The sequence below is a fragment of the Janthinobacterium sp. FW305-129 genome (assembly GCF_020858115.1).
Taxonomy (GTDB): Bacteria; Pseudomonadota; Gammaproteobacteria; order Burkholderiales; family Burkholderiaceae_D; genus Janthinobacterium.
The window spans coordinates 111,445-131,662 of sequence record NZ_JACYMM010000011.1 but is presented as its reverse complement, the minus strand read 5'-3'; the positions used below and the strand labels follow the sequence as shown (position 1 = coordinate 131,662).

Below are 20,218 nucleotides of genomic sequence, written 5' to 3'. Positions count from 1 at the left end.
CGTTCGCGCATGCTGGCAAGCCGCTGGCTGACGGGCATGCACGCCTACACCGATACCCTGGCGCAGCGCCGACCCCTGTGGATGGTCAGCCTGGCCATCGACGAAACGAACTTGTCCGAAGGCTTGCGGGCCGCCTGCGCTTCCAGCGCCATGCTGCTGCTGGGCTTGCTGTTCGACCATCCCGATTTTTCCTGGGCCGCCATCGGCGCCTTCTGGACTTGCCTGGCCGACGCGGCGGGCACGCGGCGCATGCGTTTCGTCTCGATGGTGGGCTTCGGCCTGCTGTCGACGGTGGCCGGCGGCCTGACGGCGCTGGCGGCCGGCCACGGCATGGCGGCGGCAGCCATCGCCGTGCTGCTGTTTTCCTGGGCCGGCGCGCTGGCGCGCATCTGGGGCGCGGCCACGGCGCAGGTGGCCATTCTGGCGGCCACGGCCTGCGTCGTGATGGTCACCCACCCATTGGCATCGATGACGCAAAGTGCGCCTTTCCTGGGCCTGTACATGTTCGGCTGCCTGTTCGCCACCGTGCTCAGTTTTACCATCTGGCGCATCCATCCGTTCGGCCCCGCCCGGCGCGCCATCCGCGCCGCGTATTCGCGCCTGGCCGGCATCGCGCGCGACAATGCGCGCTTCCTCGAACATGACGCGCCGCAGGCGGACGCCGCTGCGCATGGCGCCAGCTACCGTTCGCAGGCGCGCGCCGCGCTGGAGGCGGCGCGCGTGGCGCTGGCCGCCGTGCCGCCCGCGCGCGCGGGCCGCAGCGCCCTGTACGACAACCTGCTGCTGGCGCTCAGCGACGCCGAGCGCATCTTCGCCTACCTGATCGCCGTCACGCATACGTGCGAGCGCGAGCAGCAGCGGCTGCGCCAGGACCCGCGCGCGCGGCGCAGCCTGGAAGTGATGGCCGTGCTGCTGCGCCGCCTGGGACAAGCCGTGCAGCGCCAGCCGGAAACGCCGCCGTTGGCCTTGCAGCGCCGCCTGGCCGCATGCGGACGGCGCCTGGAAGCGGCGCTGGGCGCCTTGCTGCCGCTGCGCCTGAACGTCGACTTCATGGAACTGGGCTTGCCGCGCGCGGCGCAGCTGCCGTGGCGCGAGGCGGCCTTCCTGGCGCTGGGGCAGGCGTGGCAGACGGCGAAAGTCAACGCCACGCCGCAGTCGCTGAGCTGGCGCCATGCGGCGCGCGTGTCGCTGGCGACGACGGCGGGCTTCCTGCTGGTCGAGGCCTTGCACATTCCCTTCGGCTACTGGGCCACCATGGCGACCTTATTGATATTGCAGCCGTCCGTGTCGACCACCTGGCCGCGCGGCATTGAGCGCGTGGCGGGCAGCGTGCTGGGCGCCGTGCTGGCCGTGCTGATCGGCCTGGCCGTGCACACCCCGCTGGCGATTTCGCTGGTGGTGTTTCCCCTGATCGTCGCCACCATGGCCTTGCGCCGCGTCAGCTACAGCCTGCACGTGCTGTTCATGACGCCCGCCTTCGTGCTGGTGGCCGACTATGCGGCGCCAGCCAGCGAGATGGTGTATGCGATGAGCCGCCTGGGCAACAATGTGCTCGGTTGCGTGCTGGCCCTGCTGGCCACGTTCTTCCTGTGGCCGGACCGCGAGGCGGACGACCTGGACCTGCGCCTGGCGAAGGCCGTGTCGGCCAACCTGAAATACCTGCTGGCCGTGCTGGCGGCCGGCGGTAAATGGGACAGCGCCATCGCGCGCCTGCGCCGCGAGGCGGGGCTGGCCAGTAATAACGCGGAACAAGTCTTGCAGCGCTTGCGCATCGAACGCCGCCTGGACCGCAGCAGCGGCGTGGGCCTGGCGGCGCTGCGCACCTTGCCCCTGCTGCGCCGCGTGGCGGGCAGCACGGCGCGCATCAGCCTGAGTCCCCAGGCCGAGCCGGCCACGCCCGAGCTGCAGCAGTGGATTGCCGAAGTCAGTGCTGAAATTGATGCCTTGCTGCGCGGTGTCCCTCCGGCATCTGCGCCCGGGCCCTGTGCGGCCGAGGGGTTGACTGCCTTGCAGGCCGACGCCGTGGGGCAAGTGCAGTTGCTGCGCGGCTTGCTGCGCGAGCATGTGCATGCGCAGCCGTCCACGGTGGCGGCTCCCGCATAAGCGAGCGGCGTGACGCAGATGCGACAGGCTGCCCGAAATTTTTACGCACGTCAAAAAAACAGCCGAGTTTTGATCTTCCTGTCTTGTAAATGCGAATAGTAATAGTTATCATTTACAATTGGCAGCATGAGAAGACGACACTGGAGGACCAAGTGAAGGGCGGCATCATGAGACTGCCCCTTTCCCATCCGTAGTTGAAGGTTCTTCATGTCTTCCATTCTTACCCTGCGCCAGTCCGTGCTGGCCATCGGCCTGGCCTTTGGCGCCGGCGCCGCCACGCCATCTGTTGTTGCCGCCGAAGCCAAGCCCGACGACGCCGCAGCGCAAGTGCTGCCCGAAGTGCGCTTGCAGGCCGAGCGCGTCTCCGTCGGCGAACAGCGCCTGGACCGGCGCCAGATCGAAGCGATGAATGGCATTGACGGCAATGTCACGAGCTTGTTGCGCATCAACCCCAGCGTGCAATTCGATAACAAGCAGCAAGCGTCTGCCACCCAGGGCGAGCTGGCGCCGGCCGATATCAGCATCAATGGCGCCAAGTTCTACGACAATCTGTACCAGATGGATGGCATGTCGCTCAACAACGATATCGGCCCCACCAACCATCCCGGCAAGAGCGTCGGCAACACCAACAACAATACCACGCCACCGTCGGCCAGCCAGGGCTTTGCCGTCGACACCAGCCTGCTGTGCGACGTGACGGTGCTCGACTCGAACATCGGCGCCGAATATGGCCGCTTCAAGGGCGGTGTCGTAAAAGCCAATACCTGCGCGCCCACGCGCAAGCTGTCCGGCCAGGTCTCCGTGGAAAGCACGCGCTCGTCGTGGATGCAATACAAGCTCAACGACAGCCAGCGCGACAGCGCGGCCAATTCGGCCACGGCCGATTTGCAGCCCGAATTCGAGAAATGGACTTACCGCGCCGCGCTGCAGGGCAAGGTGACGGAGAATTTCAGCCTGATCGGCAGCCTTGTCCGCAAGACCTCGGAAATCCCCCTGAACGCCTATGTCAACGGCTTGCAAAGCGCCAGCGACGCCAATCGCAAGGTACAAAAGCGCGGCAGCGACAATGCCTTCGTGCGCGGTTTCTGGACCATCCGCCCCGGCGTGCTGGCCGATTTCTCGCTCATGCATGCGCCGGCCAGCGGCGATTATTTTCTTGCTAACTCGAAAAACAGCGACTTCCACCTGCAGAGCGGCGGCAATGGCGTCAACCTGGGCTTGACGCACCCGCTGGCGCTGCTGGGCAACGCCACGGCGGAACACCGTTTGAGCTGGAATAGGATGGACAGTTCGCGCCGCGCCGATGCCAGCATCTGGAAATTGTGGCGCTACTCGAATGACAAGAACTGGGGCGTGAAGACGACCGGCTCGGCATGGAATAGCGGCGAGGGCGGTTATGGCGACGTGGATCAGGAGCAGGAAAACGCCCAGTATCAGGGCAAGCTGAAGTGGGAACCCGTCGACTGGCTGGGCGCCTCGCACACGCTCCAGGCGGGGCTGGAACTGGGCACGCAGCGTTCGAGCTACCGCCGCAACACCCAGTATGAACAATACACGGGGTCGCGCGATATCAATTCCTGCAATATGGCGGGCGGCGGGGTGGATGCGCAGTTTTGCTCCCTGGCCAGGCCCTGGAACGCGGCGCCGAACGTGCGCGGCCAGTACCTGGAGCAGCGCATCATTTTTTACGCGGGCGCCTATGAACTGAGCAACAAGATGCGTGGCGCCTTCCTGCAGGACGACGTCAGGCTGGGCGACGTGCGCCTGCGCCTGGGTGCGCGCTACGATGCGGACGACCTGTCGCCGAAGTCCAGCATCGCGCCCCGCCTGTCCGCCTTCTGGGACGTGGCCGGCAAGGGCACGACGCAGATCGAGGTGGGCGCCAACCGCTACTATGGCCGCAATTTCTTCGATTTCTATGCGCTCTCGAAACGCCTGACACTGCAGACCGCTGCGCAAAAGCGTACCGTGGCGGGCGGCCTGCTGAAGGATTGGGCGGCGCCCGCGATGGCCACCAACTGGGCCTGGTACAAGACGGGCGAGATGAAGGTGCCGTACACGGATGAAAAAATGCTGGGCATCAGCCAGCAATGGGGTGGCGTGAAGTGGAGCGCCAAGCGCGTGCTGCGCGAAGGCCGCGACGAGATGGTGCAGCACCTGGAATCGGCCGCGAATTACCGCTGGGACAACATCGGCCGCAGCGACAGCAAGGTGTGGACCCTGGCCGCCGAAACGGCGCGCCCGCTGCGCTGGGGCGGCAGCGCCACGCAGCTGCACTTCGGCTATGACCGCACGCGCACCACCAGCACGCATGCCGATTACGACAACACCCTGAACGAACTGTCGGACGACCTGGGCAAATACATCTATTACCAGGGCAAGTTCATGCGCTGGATCGATCGTCCCGCCAACAATTACAACCGGCCATGGACGGCGCGCCTGCTGCTGTCGACGGACCTCCCCGCCTACCGCCTGAAAGTCGACAATTTCTTCCGCGTGCGGGGGCCGGAAACGGGCATGGTGGCGACGGGCGAGGCCAAGCTGTTCGACGGCGAAGAGGCCAACGTCTTCAAGGACATTACGGTGGGCAAGTCGATCACCTGGGACTTGCGCGTGCAGTACGCGCTGCCGAAGACGGGGCCGGGCGAGGGCTTCGTGAACCTGGGGATAGAGAACGTAAGCAACCGCAGCAATCCCCTGTTCCAGTCGACGACCGATGTCGTGTATGAAAAAGGCCGCCAGTTCACGCTGGAACTCGGCTACCGATTCTAATGAATGCATGGGCAGGCGCATGAAAACTGTATCCCACCTGAAAAAAACCACGGCCGCCCTGGCCGCCTTGCTGGCGGGCGGCGCCCTGTTGCTCAGCCTCGATGGTCAGGCGCGCGAAGGCGCGGCGGCCAGCGTAGAACCTTGCGCCAGCGCAAGCGGCTGGGACCTGGCCTGTCTGCGCCAGATCTATGTCCGGCCCATTGCCGGCTGGCCTCGCCCGCACGTGCCTGAAGGCGTGACGCCGCAGGAAATGGCGCCCGTGTCGGCCATGCCCGCGCCGCTGGTGGCGCCGGCCGTGGCGGCGCTGGGGCAGCGCCTGTTCAACGACCCGCGCTTGTCGCGCTCGAACGCGGTGGCTTGCCTCAGCTGCCACAGTCCCGCGCACAGCTTTGCCGACAGCAAGCGTGTTTCCGTCGGGCATGAGGGCCGGCTGGGACAGCGCAATACGCCGGGCTTGCTGGGCGTGGCGCAGATCAAGCCGCTGTTCTGGGATGGCCGCGCCAGCACCCTGGAAGAGCAGGCGCTGGGCCCCTTGCAGCATCCGGACGAGATGGCCATGGACGTGCCGGCCCTGGCGGCCAAGCTGGCCGCGCTGGACGATTACCCGGCGCAATTCAATGCTGCTTTCGGCAAGAAAGATGGCGTGACCTTGCCGCGCATCCTGACGGCGCTGGCCGACTACCAGCGCACGGTGTTGCCGCCCGTCACGCGTTTCGATACCTTTCTGGAGGGCGAACGCACGGCCCTGAACGACCGTGAACTGCTGGGCCTGCACCTGTTCCGCACCAAGGCGCGCTGCATGACCTGCCACAGCGGCGCCCTGCTGACGGACCAGCAATTCCACAACCTGGGATTGACGTATTACGGGCGCAAGAAATATGAAGACCTGGGACGCTACCTGGTGACGGGCAAGGATGAGGACGTGGGCAAGTTCCGCACGCCCGGTTTGCGCGGCGTGGCGCAATCGGGGCCGTGGATGCACAACGGCCTGTTTCCGCAGATGGTGGGTTTGCTGAACATGTATAACGCGGGCATGTCGCGCCCCGTGCCGCACAACGCGCAGCAGGCGGCCGATCCGAAGTTTCCCGTCACCTCGCCCCTGCTGCAGCCATTGCAGCTGACGTCCGGGGAAATCATCGCGCTGAAGAGCTTTCTGGAAGCCCTGTAGCCGCTCGGCCGGTTGCGCCCGCAACCGGCCTTTATCTGCTTGCGGCGCCGATATTGTATAGACGTTTGGCGCCTCCTAATCTCTCCAAATTCCACATTTCAGGGGCTTCCCCGATATATTTTCCAAATTGGAAATTTATCGGAAGGAAACGTTGACTCTAAAATAAGTGCGGTCTATATTCGATTTTGTAGCAAGCAAAGATGAAATTTCTTACGACTGGTCTGACGCGATTGCCTGAGGCAATGGCTAACATGGAGAGTAGTAAATGAAAAAGATTGCAGCATTTATTTTTACCCTGGGATTGAGTGCTTCCTATGCCTTCGCTTCGGATATCGGCTGCTCTGTCTGCGAGGAAGAATGGCGGGAATGCACGATGCAAAATGGCGACAGGTCCCCATTTTGCATAGGCAGCTACAAAAACTGTCTGAAAGTCTGCGAGATCGGCGCCTGATATCCGTTTTTTTGTATTGCAAGGCGGCCGGTAGCCGTATTTTTCACTGGCCGCCCCTCGATCATCCACGCCTCCGATAACACCTATGATGCAGAAAAAAATTAAAACCATCGCCATGTATGGCTTGATCCTGGCGGCCGGTCTGGGCAGCGGTTACGGCCTGTCCTTGCTGCCTGGCTTGCTCAAAGCGGATTACACGGAAGGCAATTACGCCGCGTATTTCCCGAATGCGCAAGCCAAGGTGGTGCTGTACGGCACGGACTGGTGCGCTTATTGCGCCAAGACGCGCGCGTATTTCAAGGAAAACAAGATCGAATTCGTCGATCTCGATATCGAGAAATCGCCGGCAGCGAAACAAGCCCATGAAGCACTCGGTGGCGGCGGCGTGCCCGTGGTGCTGATCGGCAACCGCAAGATCCAGGGCTTCAATACGGGTGCGCTGGAAGCGGCGCTGAAGAAAATCTGACGTTGCAACTTTTAACCTGAAAGGCTGACCATGTTCAAAAAGATTGCCGCTTTCCTGTTCGCCGCCGGCGCGGCCTTGTCCTTCAGTGCCCAGGCATTTGGCCCTGACTGCACCTTTGTCTGCGAACGCAACCTGCTCGATTGCGTGGAATTCGGCCAGCCGGCCTGCATGGAAAATTATCAGGCTTGCCAGAAGGAGTGCCTGCGCCCGCCGCGTCATTGACGCGCCGATGCCTTACCCGCTCATGGATGGCGCGTAAGAGACGGCGCGCCATGGATGTCAGTGATCGTCTGTCAATTCAACAGGAGTGCTTATGTTCAAAAAACTGGGGTTCTTTTTGTTTGCCATGGGCGTCAGCGCCTCGTATGCGATGGCCGGCGACGGTGACCTGGAATGCTATCTGACCTGCGACGACAAACTGGAACAGTGCATGATCAACCATCCGACCTCGCCAGGTGCCTGCACCAAGGCACATATGCTGTGCAACGACCGCTGCGATCCGTACTTGCCGTAAATAAATGATTTTGCCGGCCAGCCAGCACGCTGGTCAGCCGGCAGTGGCGGCCTTATCCCCGCGTGCGGTCATGCCGCCACAGCACGTCGCTGCCGCCGGCGAAGCGGTTGAGCACGCGCGACAGCACGAACAGCAGGTCCGACAGGCGGTTCACGTACTGGCGCGGATGTTCGTGCAGGGGTTCCGCATTGGCCAGGGCGACGATGCTGCGCTCGGCGCGGCGGCACACGGTGCGGCACACGTGCGCCAGCGAGGCGGCGCGCGAACCGGCCGGCAGGATGAATTCGGAGAGGGCCGGCAAGTCCGCATTGTATTTCGCCAATAACGCATCGAGGCGCAGCACATGCTCCTCCTTGATCAGCTGGTAGCCGGGAATGCAGATTTCTCCGCCCAGGTCGAACAGGTCGTGCTGGATGGCCACCAGCTCCTCGCGCAAGGCGTCGGGCATGGCTTCGCACAGCAGCAAGCCGATGTTGGAGTTCAGTTCGTCCACGTCGCCCATGGCGTGGATGCGGGCGCTGTCCTTGCTGGTGCGGCTGCCGTCGCCCAGGCCGGTGCTGCCATTGTCGCCCGTGCGCGTGGCGATTTTCGAAAGTCGGTTGCCCATGATGTCGATCCTGTCAAGAAGAATGGGGGCAGCATACGACACTGCGCGCCGCCTGGCCGCGGATTTGCCTGCAAATCGGACAAAAAATGCGCTGCGCGCCACTTTTGTGCTTACAATCGTTGCACGCCCATGCACTTTTGTTCATTTTTCCTATGCTCAATGCCGCCCCCGAATCCGGATTGACCGCCGCGCGCCAGCAAACCGTCGTCGCGGCCCTGCTGGCCGTGCTGCCGGCCCGCTGCGTGCTGTCCGACGCGGAAGATACGCGCCCCTACGAATGCGACGGCCTGGCCGCCTACCGCCAGCTGCCGATGGTGGTGACCCTGCCCGACACGGAGGAACAGGTGATCGCCATCCTCGGCGTCTGCCGCGAACTTGGCGTGCCGATCGTGCCGCGCGGCGCCGGCACGGGCTTGTCGGGCGGCGCCTTGCCCATCGCCGACGGCGTGGTGCTGTCGACGGCGCGTTTGAACCGCATCGTGCGCCTCGACGCCTATGCGCGCACGGCCGTGGTGCAGCCGGGCGTGCGCAATCTGGCCATTTCCGAAGCGGCGGCCCAATATTCGCTGTATTACGCGCCCGACCCCTCGTCGCAGATCGCCTGCAGCATCGGCGGCAACGTGGCGGAAAACTCGGGCGGCGTGCATTGCCTCAAGTACGGCTTGACCGTGCACAATGTGCTGCGCGTGCGCGTTGTTACCATTGATGGCGACGTGCTGGAACTGGGCGGCGAATGCCTGGACTCGCCCGGCCTCGACCTGCTGGCCGTCTTCATCGGCTCCGAAGGCATGCTGGGCATCGTCACGGAAGTGACGGTCAAGCTGATACCGAAACCGGCGACGGCGCGGGTCATCATGGCCTCGTTCGGCGACGTCGTCACGGGCGGCAACGCCGTGGCCAACGTGATCGCCGCCGGCATCATCCCGGCGGGGCTGGAAATGATGGACCAGACCTCGTCGCGCATGGTCGAACCGTTCGTCAAGGCCGGCTACGATACGGATGCGGCGGCCATCTTGCTGTGCGAAGCGGACGGCACGCACGAGGAAGTGGAAGAGGAAATCGCCCGCATGACGGCCGTGCTGGAAGGGGCGGGCGCCAGCGCGATTGCCGTGTCGCAGTCGGAAGCGGAGCGCATGAAATTCTGGTCCGGCCGCAAGAACGCGTTTCCCGCCGCGGGGCGCATCTCGCCCGACTACTACTGCATGGACGGCACCATCCCGCGCAAGCGCCTTGCCGAAGTCCTGACGGGCATCGCCGCCATGGAAACGACGCATGGCTTGCGCTGCGCCAATGTGTTCCACGCGGGCGATGGCAACCTTCACCCGCTGATCCTGTTCGACGCCAACATGCCCGGCGAATTCGAGCGCGCCGAAGCGTTCGGCGCGGACATCCTGGCCCTGTGCGTGGCCGTGGGCGGCACGATCACGGGCGAACATGGCGTGGGCATGGAAAAGATCAATTCCATGTGCGTGCAGTTTACGCGCGCTGAACTCGATGCCTTCTTTGCCGTCAAGCGCGCCTTCGATCCCCATACCCTGCTGAACCCGGACAAGGCGATACCCACCTTGAACCGCTGCGCCGAATTCGGCAAGATGCATGTGACGGCGGGACGGCTGCCATTCGCCAACCTGCCCCGTTTTTAACCGCCGGAGACTCCTTTGCAAGCGATAGTGGAACAATTCAGGCAGCAGATCCTCGCTGCCAGCGCGGCGGGCAAGCCCTTGCGCCTGCGCGGCGGCGGCACGAAAGACTGGTATGGCCAGCAGCTCGATGGCGAGGTGCTCGACACGCGCGCGTATGCGGGCATCATCGACTATGAACCGACGGAGCTGGTGATCACGGCCCGCTGCGGCACGCCGCTCGCCGAGATCGAGGCGGCGCTGGCCGCGCGCAACCAGATGCTGGCCTTCGAGCCGCCGCACTTCGGCCCTGGCGCCACGGTGGGCGGCGTCGTCGCCTGCGCGCTGTCCGGCCCGCGCCGGGCCAGCGCGGGGGCCTTGCGCGACTTCGTGCTGGGTGCCGTGCTGATGGACGGCCACGGCGAACGCCTGGTCTTTGGCGGGCAGGTCATGAAAAACGTGGCCGGCTACGATGTCTCGCGCCTGCTGGCGGGGTCCCTGGGCACATTGGGCCTGATCCTGGAAGTGTCGCTGAAGGTGCTGCCCCTGCCGCTGCGCGAAGCGACCTTGCGCGTGGCGTGCGCGGAAATTGCCGCCTTGCGCTTGCTCAATGAATGGGCCGGTCAACCGCTGCCGATATCGGCCAGCTGCTGGCACGATGGCGTCTTGAGCGTGCGCCTGTCCGGCGCCGAGGCGGCCGTGTCGGCGGCGCTGCAGTCGCTGGGGGGCGAGCTGCTGGCGCCCGAAGACGCGGCCGCCTTCTGGCTGTCCTTGCGCGAGCAGACGCACGACTTTTTTGCGGGCGCGGGCAGCCTGTGGCGGCTGTCGCTGCCGCCGCACGCCAGCGCCGTAATCGTCAAGGGGCGCCAGCTGATCGAGTGGGGCGGCGCGCAGCGCTGGCTCAAGCTCGATGGCGACGCCGATGTGCAAGGCGCCCAGGAAATCCGCCAGGCCGTGGCTGCCGCTGGCGGCCACGCCACCCTGTTCCGCGGCGGCGACAAGGCCGTGGGCGTGTTCCACCCGCTGGCGCCGGCCGTTGAGAAAATCCACCAGCGCCTGCGGCAGGCGTTCGACCCGGCCGGCATCTTCAACCCGCACAGAATGACTTGAGCGCATGCAAACCAATCTCGCCGATTTCATCAAGAATACACCGGCAGGCGACGAAGCCGAAGCCATCCTGCGCGCCTGCGTGCATTGCGGCTTTTGCACGGCCACCTGTCCCACCTACCAGCTGCTGGGCGATGAACTCGATGGCCCGCGCGGACGCATCTACCTGATCAAGCAGGTATTGGAGGGCGCGCCCGTCACGGCCAAGACGCAGACGCACCTGGACCGCTGTCTGACCTGCCGCAACTGCGAGTCGACCTGTCCCTCCGGCGTGCAGTACGGGCGCCTGGTCGACATCGGCCGCAACGTCGTCGAGCAGCGCGTGCAGCGCCCCTTGCGCGAACGGGCCTTGCGCTTCGCCCTGAAGGAAGCCTTGCCGCGCCGCTGGCTGTTTACGCCCGTGTACAAGGCGGGGCAGGCGCTGCGGCCCTTGCTGTCAAAAGGCTTGCAGGACAAATTGCGTCCCGGTGCCGCCGCCGGCGCATGGCCCGCGCGCCAGCATGCGCGCACCATGCTGCTGCTCGACGGCTGCGTGCAGCCGGCCATGTCGCCGAACATCAACGCCGCCACGGCGCGCGTGCTCGACGCGCTCGGCGTGCAATTGATCGTCGCGCCCAAGGCGGGCTGCTGCGGCGCCCTGCGCCATCACCTGAACGACCAGGAAGCGGCGCTGGACGACATGCGCCGCAATATCGACGCCTGGTGGCCGTACGTCGACAGCGCCGAAGCCATCGTCATGACGGCCTCCGGCTGCGGCGCCACGGTGAAGGAATACGGCCACCTGCTGGCGCACGATGCGCAATATGCGGACAAGGCGCGGCGCATCGCGGCACTGACGCGCGATCTGTCCGAGATCATGCCGGCCTTTGAGGCGGAACTGGTGGCGCTGCTGCAAGGGCGCATACTGAAAAAAGTGGCGTACCATCCGCCATGCACCCTACAGCACGGCCAGCAGGTGCGCGGCAAGGTGGAGCAGGTGCTGCGCGCCGTCGGCGTCGACGTGCGCCTGTGCGCCGACAGCCATCTGTGCTGCGGTTCGGCCGGTACGTATTCGATCCTGCAGCCGGCCCTGTCGCAGCAGCTGCGCGACAACAAGCTGGCGAACCTGGAAGCGTGCGAGCCGGACGAGATCGTATCGGCGAATATCGGCTGCCTGAGCCATCTGCAGTCGGGCACGGAGACGCCCGTGCGGCACTGGATCGAGCTGATCGATTCAGCCTTGATCCCCGTCAAATAGGCGCTTCGCTGTACTGGGCGATGCGCCATTGCGGCGCTGGCACGAAGTTGGCCGCCCACTCCAGCACGGCGTCGGCCGGCATGGGGCGGGCGATGCCGTAGCCTTGCGCCAGGTCGCAGCCCAGCTGGATCAGGCGCGCGCCATGCTCGACGCTTTCCACGCCTTCGGCGATCACCGTCAGGGAAAACGAACGGGCCAGGCCGATGACGGCGCGCACCAGGTGCAGGTCGTCGCGGTCGTTGAGCATATTGCGCACGAAGCTCTGGTCGATCTTGACGATGTTCGCCGGCAGGCGTTTTAAATATGACATCGACGAGTAGCCGGTGCCGAAATCGTCGAGCGCGAAGGTGATGCCCAGTGCCTGGCAGGCGCGGATGATGCGGCGCACGTCTTCGATGTCGTGCAGGGCCGACGATTCGAGGATTTCCAGTTCCAGCATGCTGGCGCGCACGCCGGGAAATTCGCCGAGGATGGTTTCCAGGCGCGAGACGAAGTCAGGTTGCTGGAAGTGGCGCGCCGCGATGTTCACGCTGACCACCCAGTGCTTGCCGCTTGCCGTCCAGCGCTGCATCTGCCACAGGGCCTGGCGCAGCACCCATTCGCCGATATCGATGATCAGGTCCGTCTGTTCCACCAGCGGCAGGAATTGCGCGGGCGCCAGCACGCCGCGGCGCGGATGCTGCCAGCGCAGCAGCGCTTCCATGCCCACCACCGTGCCGGCGCGCATGTTCACCTTGGGCTGGTAGTACAGCCGCAGTTCGCCGTTGATCAGGGCCTGGCGCACTTCCGTGCGCTGGTTGTGGTGGGTGCGCACTTCCTCGTCGAGATTGGTGTCGAAGAAGTGGTACTGGTTGCGCCCCGTCAGTTTCGCCTGGTAGACGGCGTGGTCGGCGTGGCGCAGCAGGCTTTCCGTATTCAGGTCCTTGCCCGCGTAGACGGCGATGCCGGCGCTGGCCGTCATGTGCAGCGCCTGCTGGTCGCACTGGTAGGGGCGGTCCAGCTCAGCCATCAGCTGCGTGACGTTCTGTTCGATGCTGGCGATGCTGGCCTGGCCGCACAGCAGCATGACGAATTCATCGCCGCCCAGGCGCGCCGCGTAATGGACCTGGCCCGCAAAACCGTGCAGGCGGCCGGCCACCTGCTTGAGGATTTCATCGCCCGCCTCGGCGCCGTAGCGGTCGTTGATGGCCTGGAAGTGGTCGAGGTCGAACAGGCAGACGGCCAGCAGGCGCTGGCGTTCGCGCGCGAGGAACAGTTCCTGTTCGAAGCGGGCGGCCAGCGCGGCACGGTTGGGCAAGCCCGTCAGCACATCATTGTAGTTTTGCCACGACAGCTTTTGCAGCGCCTGCTGCATGTGCACGGTTTCGTTCAGTTGTTCGCCCAGTTGGCGCTGGCTGGTCTTGAGCGAGGTCAACAGCTCTTCGATATCGCCGGCCATGCCGTTGAACGATTGCGACACGGCTTGCGCCTCGGGCGTGGCGCCGGCCGCCAGGCGCACGGCGAAGTTGCCATCGCGGAAGCGGTCGGTCGCTTGCACGAAGCGGGCCAGCAGCCGGCGGTGCGTCGCCAGGATCAGGCCCAGCAAGAGGAAGACGAGCACGATATTGATGCTGCTGAGGATGGCCTGTTCGCGCACCTTGTGCCACACCTGCGCCAGGGGCAGGCCGGGCGTGTAGTGCAGGTCGAGGATGCCGTCGCCGCCGTCCGGCAGCGCCACCGTCAGGCGGCTGCGGATGGCCGTGATGCCGGCCAGGCGCTCGAACCATGCCGGCACCGTGGCTCGTGTGCCGGCCAGCTTGTTGTTGGCCAGCACTTCGACATGCGCGCCAGCCGTGTCCCAGCGGGCGGAAACGAGGCTGCGGTTCAGCGGCAGGGCGCTGCGCAGCACTTGCCGCACGCTGTCGCGCATCGCCTGAGTGTCCGTATGCACGGCCAGCGGCAGCACGCTATTGGCGAGGAACAGGTCGAGTTGCCGGGCATCGCTCTGGTAGCGCGCCTTGGCCAGCGCCGTTTCCGTACCGAGCAGGGCGTGATAGCGGACGGCGGAAACGGCGAGTATCAGGAAGATAATAGGGATGAAGAGGCGGGAATAAATACCCATCCGCATCCATGAAGATAATATTTTCCCAAAGACTGGCATCGTTTTTTGATCGATATCTGCGAATAATTATGTAAACATTATCACCGATATTTGCTATTTGAAACACAATATTGATATCAAGCATGAAATAAATACGCTTTTGCCGATTTCACATGATTATTGTCTTAAATCAAAGTATTGAGTTTCTATTCCTGTAGCAATTGCCGTATGTCGGCCGCCAGGCTGGCCGGTTTGCTGGCCGTCGCGTAGCGGCGAAATACGCTGCCATCCTTGCGCACCAAAAACTTGGTGAAATTCCATTTGATCGATTGCGTGCCCAATATGCCGGGCGCCGCCTGTTTTAATTGCGCAAACAGGGGATGCGTATGCGGGCCATTTACGTCGACCTTGGCAAACAGGGGAAAGGTGACGCCGAAGTTCTTTTCGCAAAAGGCGCCGATCTCGGCATGCGAGCCCGGTTCCTGCTGGCGGAATTGATTGCAGGGAAAACCCAGCACGACCAGCCCCTGCTCGTGGAATTCGCGGTACAGCGCTTCCAGTCCCGCATATTGGGGCGTGAAGCCGCAGGCGCTGGCCGTGTTGACGATCAGCAAGACCTTGCCCTTGTAGCGCGCCAGGTCGACGGGCGTGCCGTCCAGCGCGGTGGCCTGGAGATCGTGGATGTTGCTCATGTCAGAGGAGTCCCAGCTTGGTGGCGGTTGAGGGCGGCGCGGCTTCCGGCGCCGTTGCGCCCTTGAGCTTGATCGCCAGGCGCAGGTCGTTGACGGAATCCGCATTGCGCAGCGCATCTTCATAGCTGATGGCGCCCGCCTCGTGCAGGTCGAACAGGGCCTGGTCGAAGGTCTGCATGCCATGTTCGCGCGATTTTTTCATCAATTCCTTGATCTCGTGCACCTGGCCCTTGAAGATCAGGTCGCTCATCAGCGGCGAATTGAGCAGGATTTCCAGCGCCGCCTTGCGTCCGCCGCCTTCCTTGTTGGGGATCAAACGCTGCGAAATCATGCCTTTTAAATTCAGCGACAGATCCATCAGCAGTTGCTGGCGCCGCTCTTCGGGGAAGAAATTGATGATGCGGTCCAGCGCCTGGTTGGCGTTGTTCGCGTGCAGGGTGGCCAGGCACAGATGGCCCGTCTCGGCGAATGCGATGGCGTGGTCCATGGTGTCGCGGTCGCGTATCTCTCCGATCTGGATCACGTCGGGCGCCTGGCGCAGGGTGTTTTTCAGGGCCGTGGCCCAGTCGTCCGTATCGACGCCCACTTCGCGCTGGGTGACGATGCAGTTGCCGTGCGGATGGATGAATTCCACGGGGTCTTCGATGGTGATGATGTGGCCATGGCTGTGCGCGTTGCGGTGGCCCACCATGGCCGCCAGGGTGGTCGACTTGCCGCAGCCCGTGGCGCCCACCATGATGACGAGGCCGCGCTTGCTCATCACCACGTCCTGCAGGATGGCGGGTAAACCGAGCCCATCCAGGGTAGGGATGGCGGTATTGATCAAGCGCAAGACCATGCCTGCCTGGCCCATCTGCACGAAGGCGGACACGCGGAAGCGCCCCAGGCCCTCCGGGCTGATGGCGAAATTGGCTTCGCGGCTCGATTCGAACTCGGCCGCCTGGCGTTCGTTCATGACGGCGCGCACGTAGCCGGCCGCCTGCTGCGCGGCCAGCGCGCCACCCGTCAGCGGCGTCAGCTTGCCGTCGAGCTTGATGGCGGGCGGAAAACCGGCCGTGATGAACAGGTCCGAGCCGCCCCGCGCGCGCATCTGCGCCAGCAGCGCGTGCATGGCGCCATAGTGTTCGTGGTTGGTCTGCATGGCTTATCCGGGGAAGTTTTCGGGCGCCTTGGCGGCCGAGCGGGCCGTTTCCGCCGAGATCGTGCCGCGCCGCACCAGGTCGGACAGGCACTGGTCCAGGGTCTGCATGCCCACGTTGCTGCCCGTCTGGATGGCCGAATACATTTGCGCCACTTTCGCTTCGCGGATCAGGTTGCGCACGGCCGGCGTGGCCAGCATGATTTCATGCGCGGCCACGCGGCCCGTGCCATCCTTGGTTTTAAGCAAGTTTTGCGAAATCACGGCTTGCAGCGATTCGGACAGCATGGCGCGCACCATTTCCTTTTCCTCGGCGGGAAAGACGTCGATGATGCGGTCGATGGATTTGGCCGCCGACGAGGTGTGCAGGGTGCCGAACACGAGGTGGCCCGTTTCGGCCGCCGTCAGCGCCAGGCGGATGGTTTCCAGGTCGCGCAACTCGCCCACTAAAATGACGTCCGGGTCTTCGCGCAGGGCCGAGCGCAGCGCGTTGCTGAACGAATGCGTGTGCGAGCCCACCTCGCGCTGGTTGATCAGGCATTTTTTCGGCTCATGCACGAATTCGATCGGGTCTTCGATGGTCAATATATGGTGGTTGAGGCGCTCGTTGACGTGGTTCACCATCGCCGCCAGGGTGGTCGACTTGCCCGAACCCGTCGGCCCCGTCACCAGCACGAGTCCCCGCGGGCGCATGGCCAGTTCGCCGAAGATGCGCGGCGCATTCAGGTCTTCCAGGGTCAGCACCTTCGATGGAATCGTGCGCAGCACGGCCGAAGCCCCCCGTTCCTGGTTGTAGGCGTTGACGCGGAAACGGGCCAGGCCGGGAATTTCGAACGAGAAATCGCATTCCAGCGCCTCTTCATACGCCTTGCGCTGGCTGTCGTTCATGATGTCGTAGATCATGCTGTGCACTTCCTTGTGCTCGAGCGGCGCCACGTTGAGGCGGCGCACGTCGCCATGGACCCGTATCATCGGCGGCAAGCCGGAAGACAGGTGCAGGTCGGAAGCCTTGTTGCTGACGGAGAAAGCGAGTAGTTCGGAGATGTCCATTTATAATCCCTGTGCCTGCATTGATGGGCTGGCGCACCGTGCCGCCGCCCCTATACACTAGAAAATGATTATGTCCACAATCGAACAGAACTTGCAAGCCGTGCGCGACAGTATTGCGCAGGCCGCCGCTGATGCGCAGCGCGCCCCTGGCGACGTGACCCTGCTGGCCGTCTCGAAAACTTTCGGCGCGGATGCCGTGCTGGCAGCCATGCGCGCGGGCCAGACGGCGTTTGGCGAAAACTATCTGCAGGAAGCGCTCGACAAGATCGCCGCCGTCAAACTTGCGCTGCCGCAAGCCGGGCCTGCCTGGCACTTCATCGGCCCCATCCAGAGCAACAAGACGCGCCCCATCGCCGAACACTTCGGCTGGGTGCATACGGTGGAGCGGGAAAAGATCGCCGTGCGCTTGTCCGAGCAACGGCCGGACGGCTTGCCTGACCTGAATATCTGCCTGCAAGTCAATATCAGCGGCGAAGCGAGCAAGAGCGGCGTGACGCCAGCTGAATTGCCGGCGCTGGCGCATGCCGTGGCGCAGCTGCCGCGCCTGCGCTTGCGCGGCCTGATGGCGATTCCCGAGCCGGAAACGGATGTCAAGCGCCAGCGCTTTGCGTTTGCGCAAGTGCGTACGCTGTACGAACAATTGAAGGCGGACGGCCTGGCGCTCGACACCTTGTCCATGGGCATGTCGGCCGACTTGCGCGCCGCCGTGCTCGAAGGCGCCACCATCGTGCGCGTGGGCAGCGCCATCTTCGGTTCCCGCAACTATTCCTGATAAAGAGAGAACAAGCATGACGACAGAATTGAATATCGCCTTTGTAGGCGGCGGCAACATGGCTGCGGCCCTGATCGCCGGCCTGGCGGGAAAATTGACCCTGGGCGCCAACATCCACGTGATCGACCCGCACGCGCCGGCGCTGGAAAAACTGCAGGCGCAGTTCGGCGTGACGACGGCTTCCGCCGCCGGTGACGCGCTGCGCGGCGTGGACGTGATCGTGCTGGCCGTGAAGCCGCAAAGCATGCGCGAAGTGGCGGCGCAATTGCTGCCCTTCCTCGACGCCGAGCGGGCGCCCTTGATCCTGTCGATAGCGGCCGGCATCCGCGCCGCCGATTTGTCGCGCTGGCTCGGCGGTTATTCCGCCATCGTGCGTTGCATGCCGAACACGCCGGCCCTGATCGGCATGGGCATCACGGGCATGGTGGCCAGCGTTGGCGTGAGCGAAGAACAGAAAAAGACGGCGGATGCCATCCTGCGCGCCGTCGGCCAGACGGTCTGGCTCGACGATGAAGCGAAGATCGACCCCGTGACGGCCGTGTCCGGCAGCGGCCCCGCCTATGTGTTCTACTTTATCGAAGCGATGCAGCAGGCGGCCGCCGAGCTGGGCTTGACGCCGGAGCAGGGCACGCAGCTGGCCATTGCCACGTTTACGGGCGCGGCGCAGCTGGCGGCCAACTCCAGCGAACCCGTGTCCCTGCTGCGCGAGCGCGTCACCTCGAAAGGCGGCACGACGTATGCGGCACTCACCAGCATGGAAGAGAGCGGCGTGAAGGCGGCCATCGTCAAGGGCATCAAGGCGGCCGCGCAGCGCGGGCGCGAGATGGGGGACGAGCTGGGCAAGTAAGGCGACGCGGTTGACGGCGCGGCCCATGCCGGGAAGCGGCTTGGGCCGGCCTGGCGCGTGCTTATGCGGCTTTCCAGAAGATGTAGTCGGCCTGGTAGGGCACCCATAATTTGGCGCCGACGGTGTCCATGCCGCAGGGGCTGCTTGGCGCCACGCCGCCGCTGGTGGCCACGCGCTGGATGTAGCTGACGCCCTGCATGGCGCCGCTGCCCGTGGCCGGATTGGCTTTTACCAGTTGATACGGGATATTGCCCGCCCCGGCTGGCGCTACGGCCACTTGCGTGGCAGTCACTTTCGAGCCGTCCAGGCTGGCCCAGGTGGCCGGTGGGCCCGCATACGTGCCCACTTGCATGCCGCTGCGGTCGTTCAGGGCCGCGTCCGGTCCCACGAAGGCCCATTCATGGCCGGAGCTATCTTTCTTTGCCTTGCATTCATAGGCGATCTTGCCCACGCCCACCGTCTGCATGGCCACCTGGTGGCCATCGGGCACTTGCACGGCGTTCGGCAATTGTTGCTGCGAATAGCGCGCGCCCATGGGAGCGCAGGCGCTCAGCAGCAGGGCGGCGCACAGGACGGTGAGCGAGGGGGCGGTATGGCGTGGGGCGATGAAGGCATGCATGGCGAACTCCTGGTCGTTGGCTCAACCGGCTGGTTGATATCCTACATACGCACGGGCTCGCCATTTGGATGCAGCCAGGAACAAAAATAGTTACGGCGGCGTTTCTTTCTTGCTGAAACGCCGCGCCAGCGCCAGCACGACGGGCAGGGCAGTGGTGGCGTGCTTGAGCAGCGCGCCGCTGGCCCGCAGCAGCGGCAGGAAGCGGCGCGGCCGTACCAGCACCAGGCCCAGCACGGCGCCGCCTATCATCAGGGGAATTTTAAAACGCGTGGCCAGCGTGTGGCGCAGGTTGCCACCCGTCAATGGTTCCAGCAGCTGCCGCGTCTGCACGCCCAGGGCCAGGCGCTGCAGCGCGCATTCGGCCAGCAGCGCGTCGCGCCGCTGCGCCAGGCTGGCGGCCGTGTGCACGTGGGCCAGTTTGGTGGGATGCGTGGTCATGGCCGCTCCGATCCCCGGCGGGCCAGCAATTGCAGCTCGTCCAGGTCTTTATTCAGTTCGGAAAGTGTGAAGGACAGCAGTTTCGGCTTGCTGCGGAAACTGGCGCGCACGCCCAGCAGGGTGGCGACGGCGGCAGCGATGAAAACGGCGGCCGTGACGGCGATGGCGGCGATGCGGTGCGTATCCCAGAACAGCACGATGACGAGGAATACGATCAATACCAGGCCGACGAACAGGCATAGCAGCGCCAGCATGGCCAGCGCCAGATAGGACAGGAAGCGCAGCGACTCTTCTTCCATTTCCACGGCCGCCAGGGCCAGACGGGTCTGGACGATGGCGGCGAGGGTCGCTGCGACTTGGGCGACATGGTGCATGATAGCCATATGCTGCCTTTCGCGTCAGGAGACGGCGAACGCCGTCAATACTGCTACTACTAAGTAACCCCCAATAAATTATTGTGATTTCTGACTTCCATAACCGGCGCTCTGCGGCGTTGCTCACTGCTAGCAGTGCTCGCACTGCGTCGCAGCGAGCGCCT

General features: G+C 64.4%; 20 protein-coding genes. 12 read left to right on the top strand and 8 right to left on the bottom strand.

Going from position 1 to position 20,218, the window contains the following annotated elements:
* The first annotated feature begins 9 nt into the window (after positions 1 to 9).
* The 7 genes from IGS61_RS21825 to IGS61_RS21795 all read left to right on the top strand — a co-directional run bounded on the left by IGS61_RS21825 (position 10) and on the right by IGS61_RS21795 (position 7,474).
* Positions 10 to 2,103 carry an FUSC family protein gene (locus IGS61_RS21825; RefSeq protein ID WP_230541549.1) on the top strand — a complete coding sequence of 698 codons (2,094 nt, stop codon included), beginning with the start codon at positions 10 to 12 and terminating at the stop codon, positions 2,101 to 2,103.
* 207 nt (positions 2,104 to 2,310) lie between these two features.
* Positions 2,311 to 4,875: a TonB-dependent receptor plug domain-containing protein gene (locus IGS61_RS21820; RefSeq protein WP_230541548.1), complete on the top strand. Its 2,565-nt coding sequence runs from the start codon at positions 2,311 to 2,313 to the stop codon at positions 4,873 to 4,875.
* Between the two features lie 19 nt (positions 4,876 to 4,894).
* A complete protein-coding gene (locus tag IGS61_RS21815; protein ID WP_230541547.1) occupies positions 4,895 to 6,043 on the top strand; it encodes a cytochrome-c peroxidase in 1,149 nt (382 codons plus the stop codon).
* 265 nt (positions 6,044 to 6,308) lie between these two features.
* A complete protein-coding gene (locus IGS61_RS21810) occupies positions 6,309 to 6,494 on the top strand; it encodes a hypothetical protein (protein WP_077399643.1) in 186 nt (61 codons plus the stop codon).
* Between the two features lie 85 nt (positions 6,495 to 6,579).
* The gene (locus tag IGS61_RS21805; RefSeq protein WP_230541546.1) at positions 6,580 to 6,960 is read left to right on the top strand and encodes a glutaredoxin family protein; all 381 of its coding nucleotides are present in this window, start codon (positions 6,580 to 6,582) and stop codon (positions 6,958 to 6,960) included.
* A gap of 30 nt (positions 6,961 to 6,990) precedes the next feature.
* The gene (locus IGS61_RS21800) at positions 6,991 to 7,182 is read left to right on the top strand and encodes a hypothetical protein (RefSeq protein WP_099403302.1); all 192 of its coding nucleotides are present in this window, start codon (positions 6,991 to 6,993) and stop codon (positions 7,180 to 7,182) included.
* 91 nt (positions 7,183 to 7,273) lie between these two features.
* Entirely contained in the window at positions 7,274 to 7,474 is a 201-nt protein-coding gene (locus IGS61_RS21795; protein ID WP_230541545.1) for a hypothetical protein, read from the top strand.
* Positions 7,475 to 7,526: 52 nt separating this feature from the next.
* Here the strand turns inward: IGS61_RS21795 and IGS61_RS21790 are convergent, their stop codons facing one another.
* Positions 7,527 to 8,081, bottom strand: coding sequence for a cob(I)yrinic acid a,c-diamide adenosyltransferase (locus IGS61_RS21790; protein ID WP_230541544.1), 555 nt, complete (start codon positions 8,079 to 8,081; stop codon positions 7,527 to 7,529).
* 152 nt (positions 8,082 to 8,233) lie between these two features.
* Between IGS61_RS21790 and IGS61_RS21785 the strand changes: the two genes are divergently transcribed.
* The 3 genes from IGS61_RS21785 to glcF are packed head-to-tail and all read left to right on the top strand — an operon-like array spanning position 8,234 to position 12,044.
* The gene (locus IGS61_RS21785) at positions 8,234 to 9,724 is read left to right on the top strand and encodes an FAD-linked oxidase C-terminal domain-containing protein (RefSeq protein ID WP_230541543.1); all 1,491 of its coding nucleotides are present in this window, start codon (positions 8,234 to 8,236) and stop codon (positions 9,722 to 9,724) included.
* A 15-nt stretch (positions 9,725 to 9,739) separates the two neighbouring features.
* Positions 9,740 to 10,810 carry a glycolate oxidase subunit GlcE gene (gene glcE, locus IGS61_RS21780; protein WP_230541542.1) on the top strand — a complete coding sequence of 357 codons (1,071 nt, stop codon included), beginning with the start codon at positions 9,740 to 9,742 and terminating at the stop codon, positions 10,808 to 10,810.
* 4 nt (positions 10,811 to 10,814) lie between these two features.
* The gene (gene glcF / locus IGS61_RS21775) at positions 10,815 to 12,044 is read left to right on the top strand and encodes a glycolate oxidase subunit GlcF (RefSeq protein WP_230541541.1); all 1,230 of its coding nucleotides are present in this window, start codon (positions 10,815 to 10,817) and stop codon (positions 12,042 to 12,044) included.
* Here the strand turns inward: glcF and IGS61_RS21770 are convergent.
* The 4 genes from IGS61_RS21770 to IGS61_RS21755 all read right to left on the bottom strand — a co-directional run bounded on the left by IGS61_RS21770 (position 12,037) and on the right by IGS61_RS21755 (position 17,004).
* The gene (locus IGS61_RS21770; protein WP_230541540.1) at positions 12,037 to 14,145 is read right to left on the bottom strand and encodes a putative bifunctional diguanylate cyclase/phosphodiesterase; all 2,109 of its coding nucleotides are present in this window, start codon (positions 14,143 to 14,145) and stop codon (positions 12,037 to 12,039) included. The two genes, glcF and IGS61_RS21770, sit on opposite strands and share 8 nt — an antisense overlap.
* 185 nt (positions 14,146 to 14,330) lie before the next feature.
* A complete protein-coding gene (locus IGS61_RS21765; protein ID WP_230541539.1) occupies positions 14,331 to 14,816 on the bottom strand; it encodes a glutathione peroxidase in 486 nt (161 codons plus the stop codon).
* A 1-nt stretch (position 14,817) separates the two neighbouring features.
* Positions 14,818 to 15,957 carry a PilT/PilU family type 4a pilus ATPase gene (locus tag IGS61_RS21760; RefSeq protein WP_329958082.1) on the bottom strand — a complete coding sequence of 380 codons (1,140 nt, stop codon included), beginning with the start codon at positions 15,955 to 15,957 and terminating at the stop codon, positions 14,818 to 14,820.
* Between the two features lie 3 nt (positions 15,958 to 15,960).
* Positions 15,961 to 17,004: a type IV pilus twitching motility protein PilT gene (locus IGS61_RS21755; protein ID WP_230541538.1), complete on the bottom strand. Its 1,044-nt coding sequence runs from the start codon at positions 17,002 to 17,004 to the stop codon at positions 15,961 to 15,963.
* A gap of 70 nt (positions 17,005 to 17,074) precedes the next feature.
* Here IGS61_RS21755 and IGS61_RS21750 point away from each other — a divergent pair, with 70 nt between their 5' ends.
* Together IGS61_RS21750 and proC are read left to right on the top strand one after the other, a co-directional pair.
* Positions 17,075 to 17,776, top strand: coding sequence for a YggS family pyridoxal phosphate-dependent enzyme (locus tag IGS61_RS21750; protein ID WP_230541537.1), 702 nt, complete (start codon positions 17,075 to 17,077; stop codon positions 17,774 to 17,776).
* Positions 17,777 to 17,792: 16 nt separating this feature from the next.
* Positions 17,793 to 18,623 (top strand): pyrroline-5-carboxylate reductase, encoded by an 831-nt coding sequence (gene proC / locus IGS61_RS21745; RefSeq protein WP_230541536.1) that lies wholly within the window; start codon positions 17,793 to 17,795, stop codon positions 18,621 to 18,623.
* Positions 18,624 to 18,684: 61 nt separating this feature from the next.
* Here the strand turns inward: proC and IGS61_RS21740 are convergent, their stop codons facing one another.
* The 3 genes from IGS61_RS21740 to IGS61_RS21730 form a co-directional block, all read right to left on the bottom strand.
* On the bottom strand, positions 18,685 to 19,242 hold the full coding sequence (locus tag IGS61_RS21740; RefSeq protein ID WP_230541535.1) for a DUF3455 domain-containing protein: 558 nt from the start codon (positions 19,240 to 19,242) through the stop codon (positions 18,685 to 18,687).
* Positions 19,243 to 19,332: 90 nt separating this feature from the next.
* The gene (locus IGS61_RS21735; protein ID WP_230541534.1) at positions 19,333 to 19,680 is read right to left on the bottom strand and encodes a hypothetical protein; all 348 of its coding nucleotides are present in this window, start codon (positions 19,678 to 19,680) and stop codon (positions 19,333 to 19,335) included.
* Positions 19,677 to 20,054 carry a phage holin family protein gene (locus IGS61_RS21730; protein WP_230541533.1) on the bottom strand — a complete coding sequence of 126 codons (378 nt, stop codon included), beginning with the start codon at positions 20,052 to 20,054 and terminating at the stop codon, positions 19,677 to 19,679. The genes IGS61_RS21735 and IGS61_RS21730 overlap by 4 nt, the downstream gene beginning before the upstream one ends.
* Positions 20,055 to 20,218 lie beyond the last annotated feature (164 nt).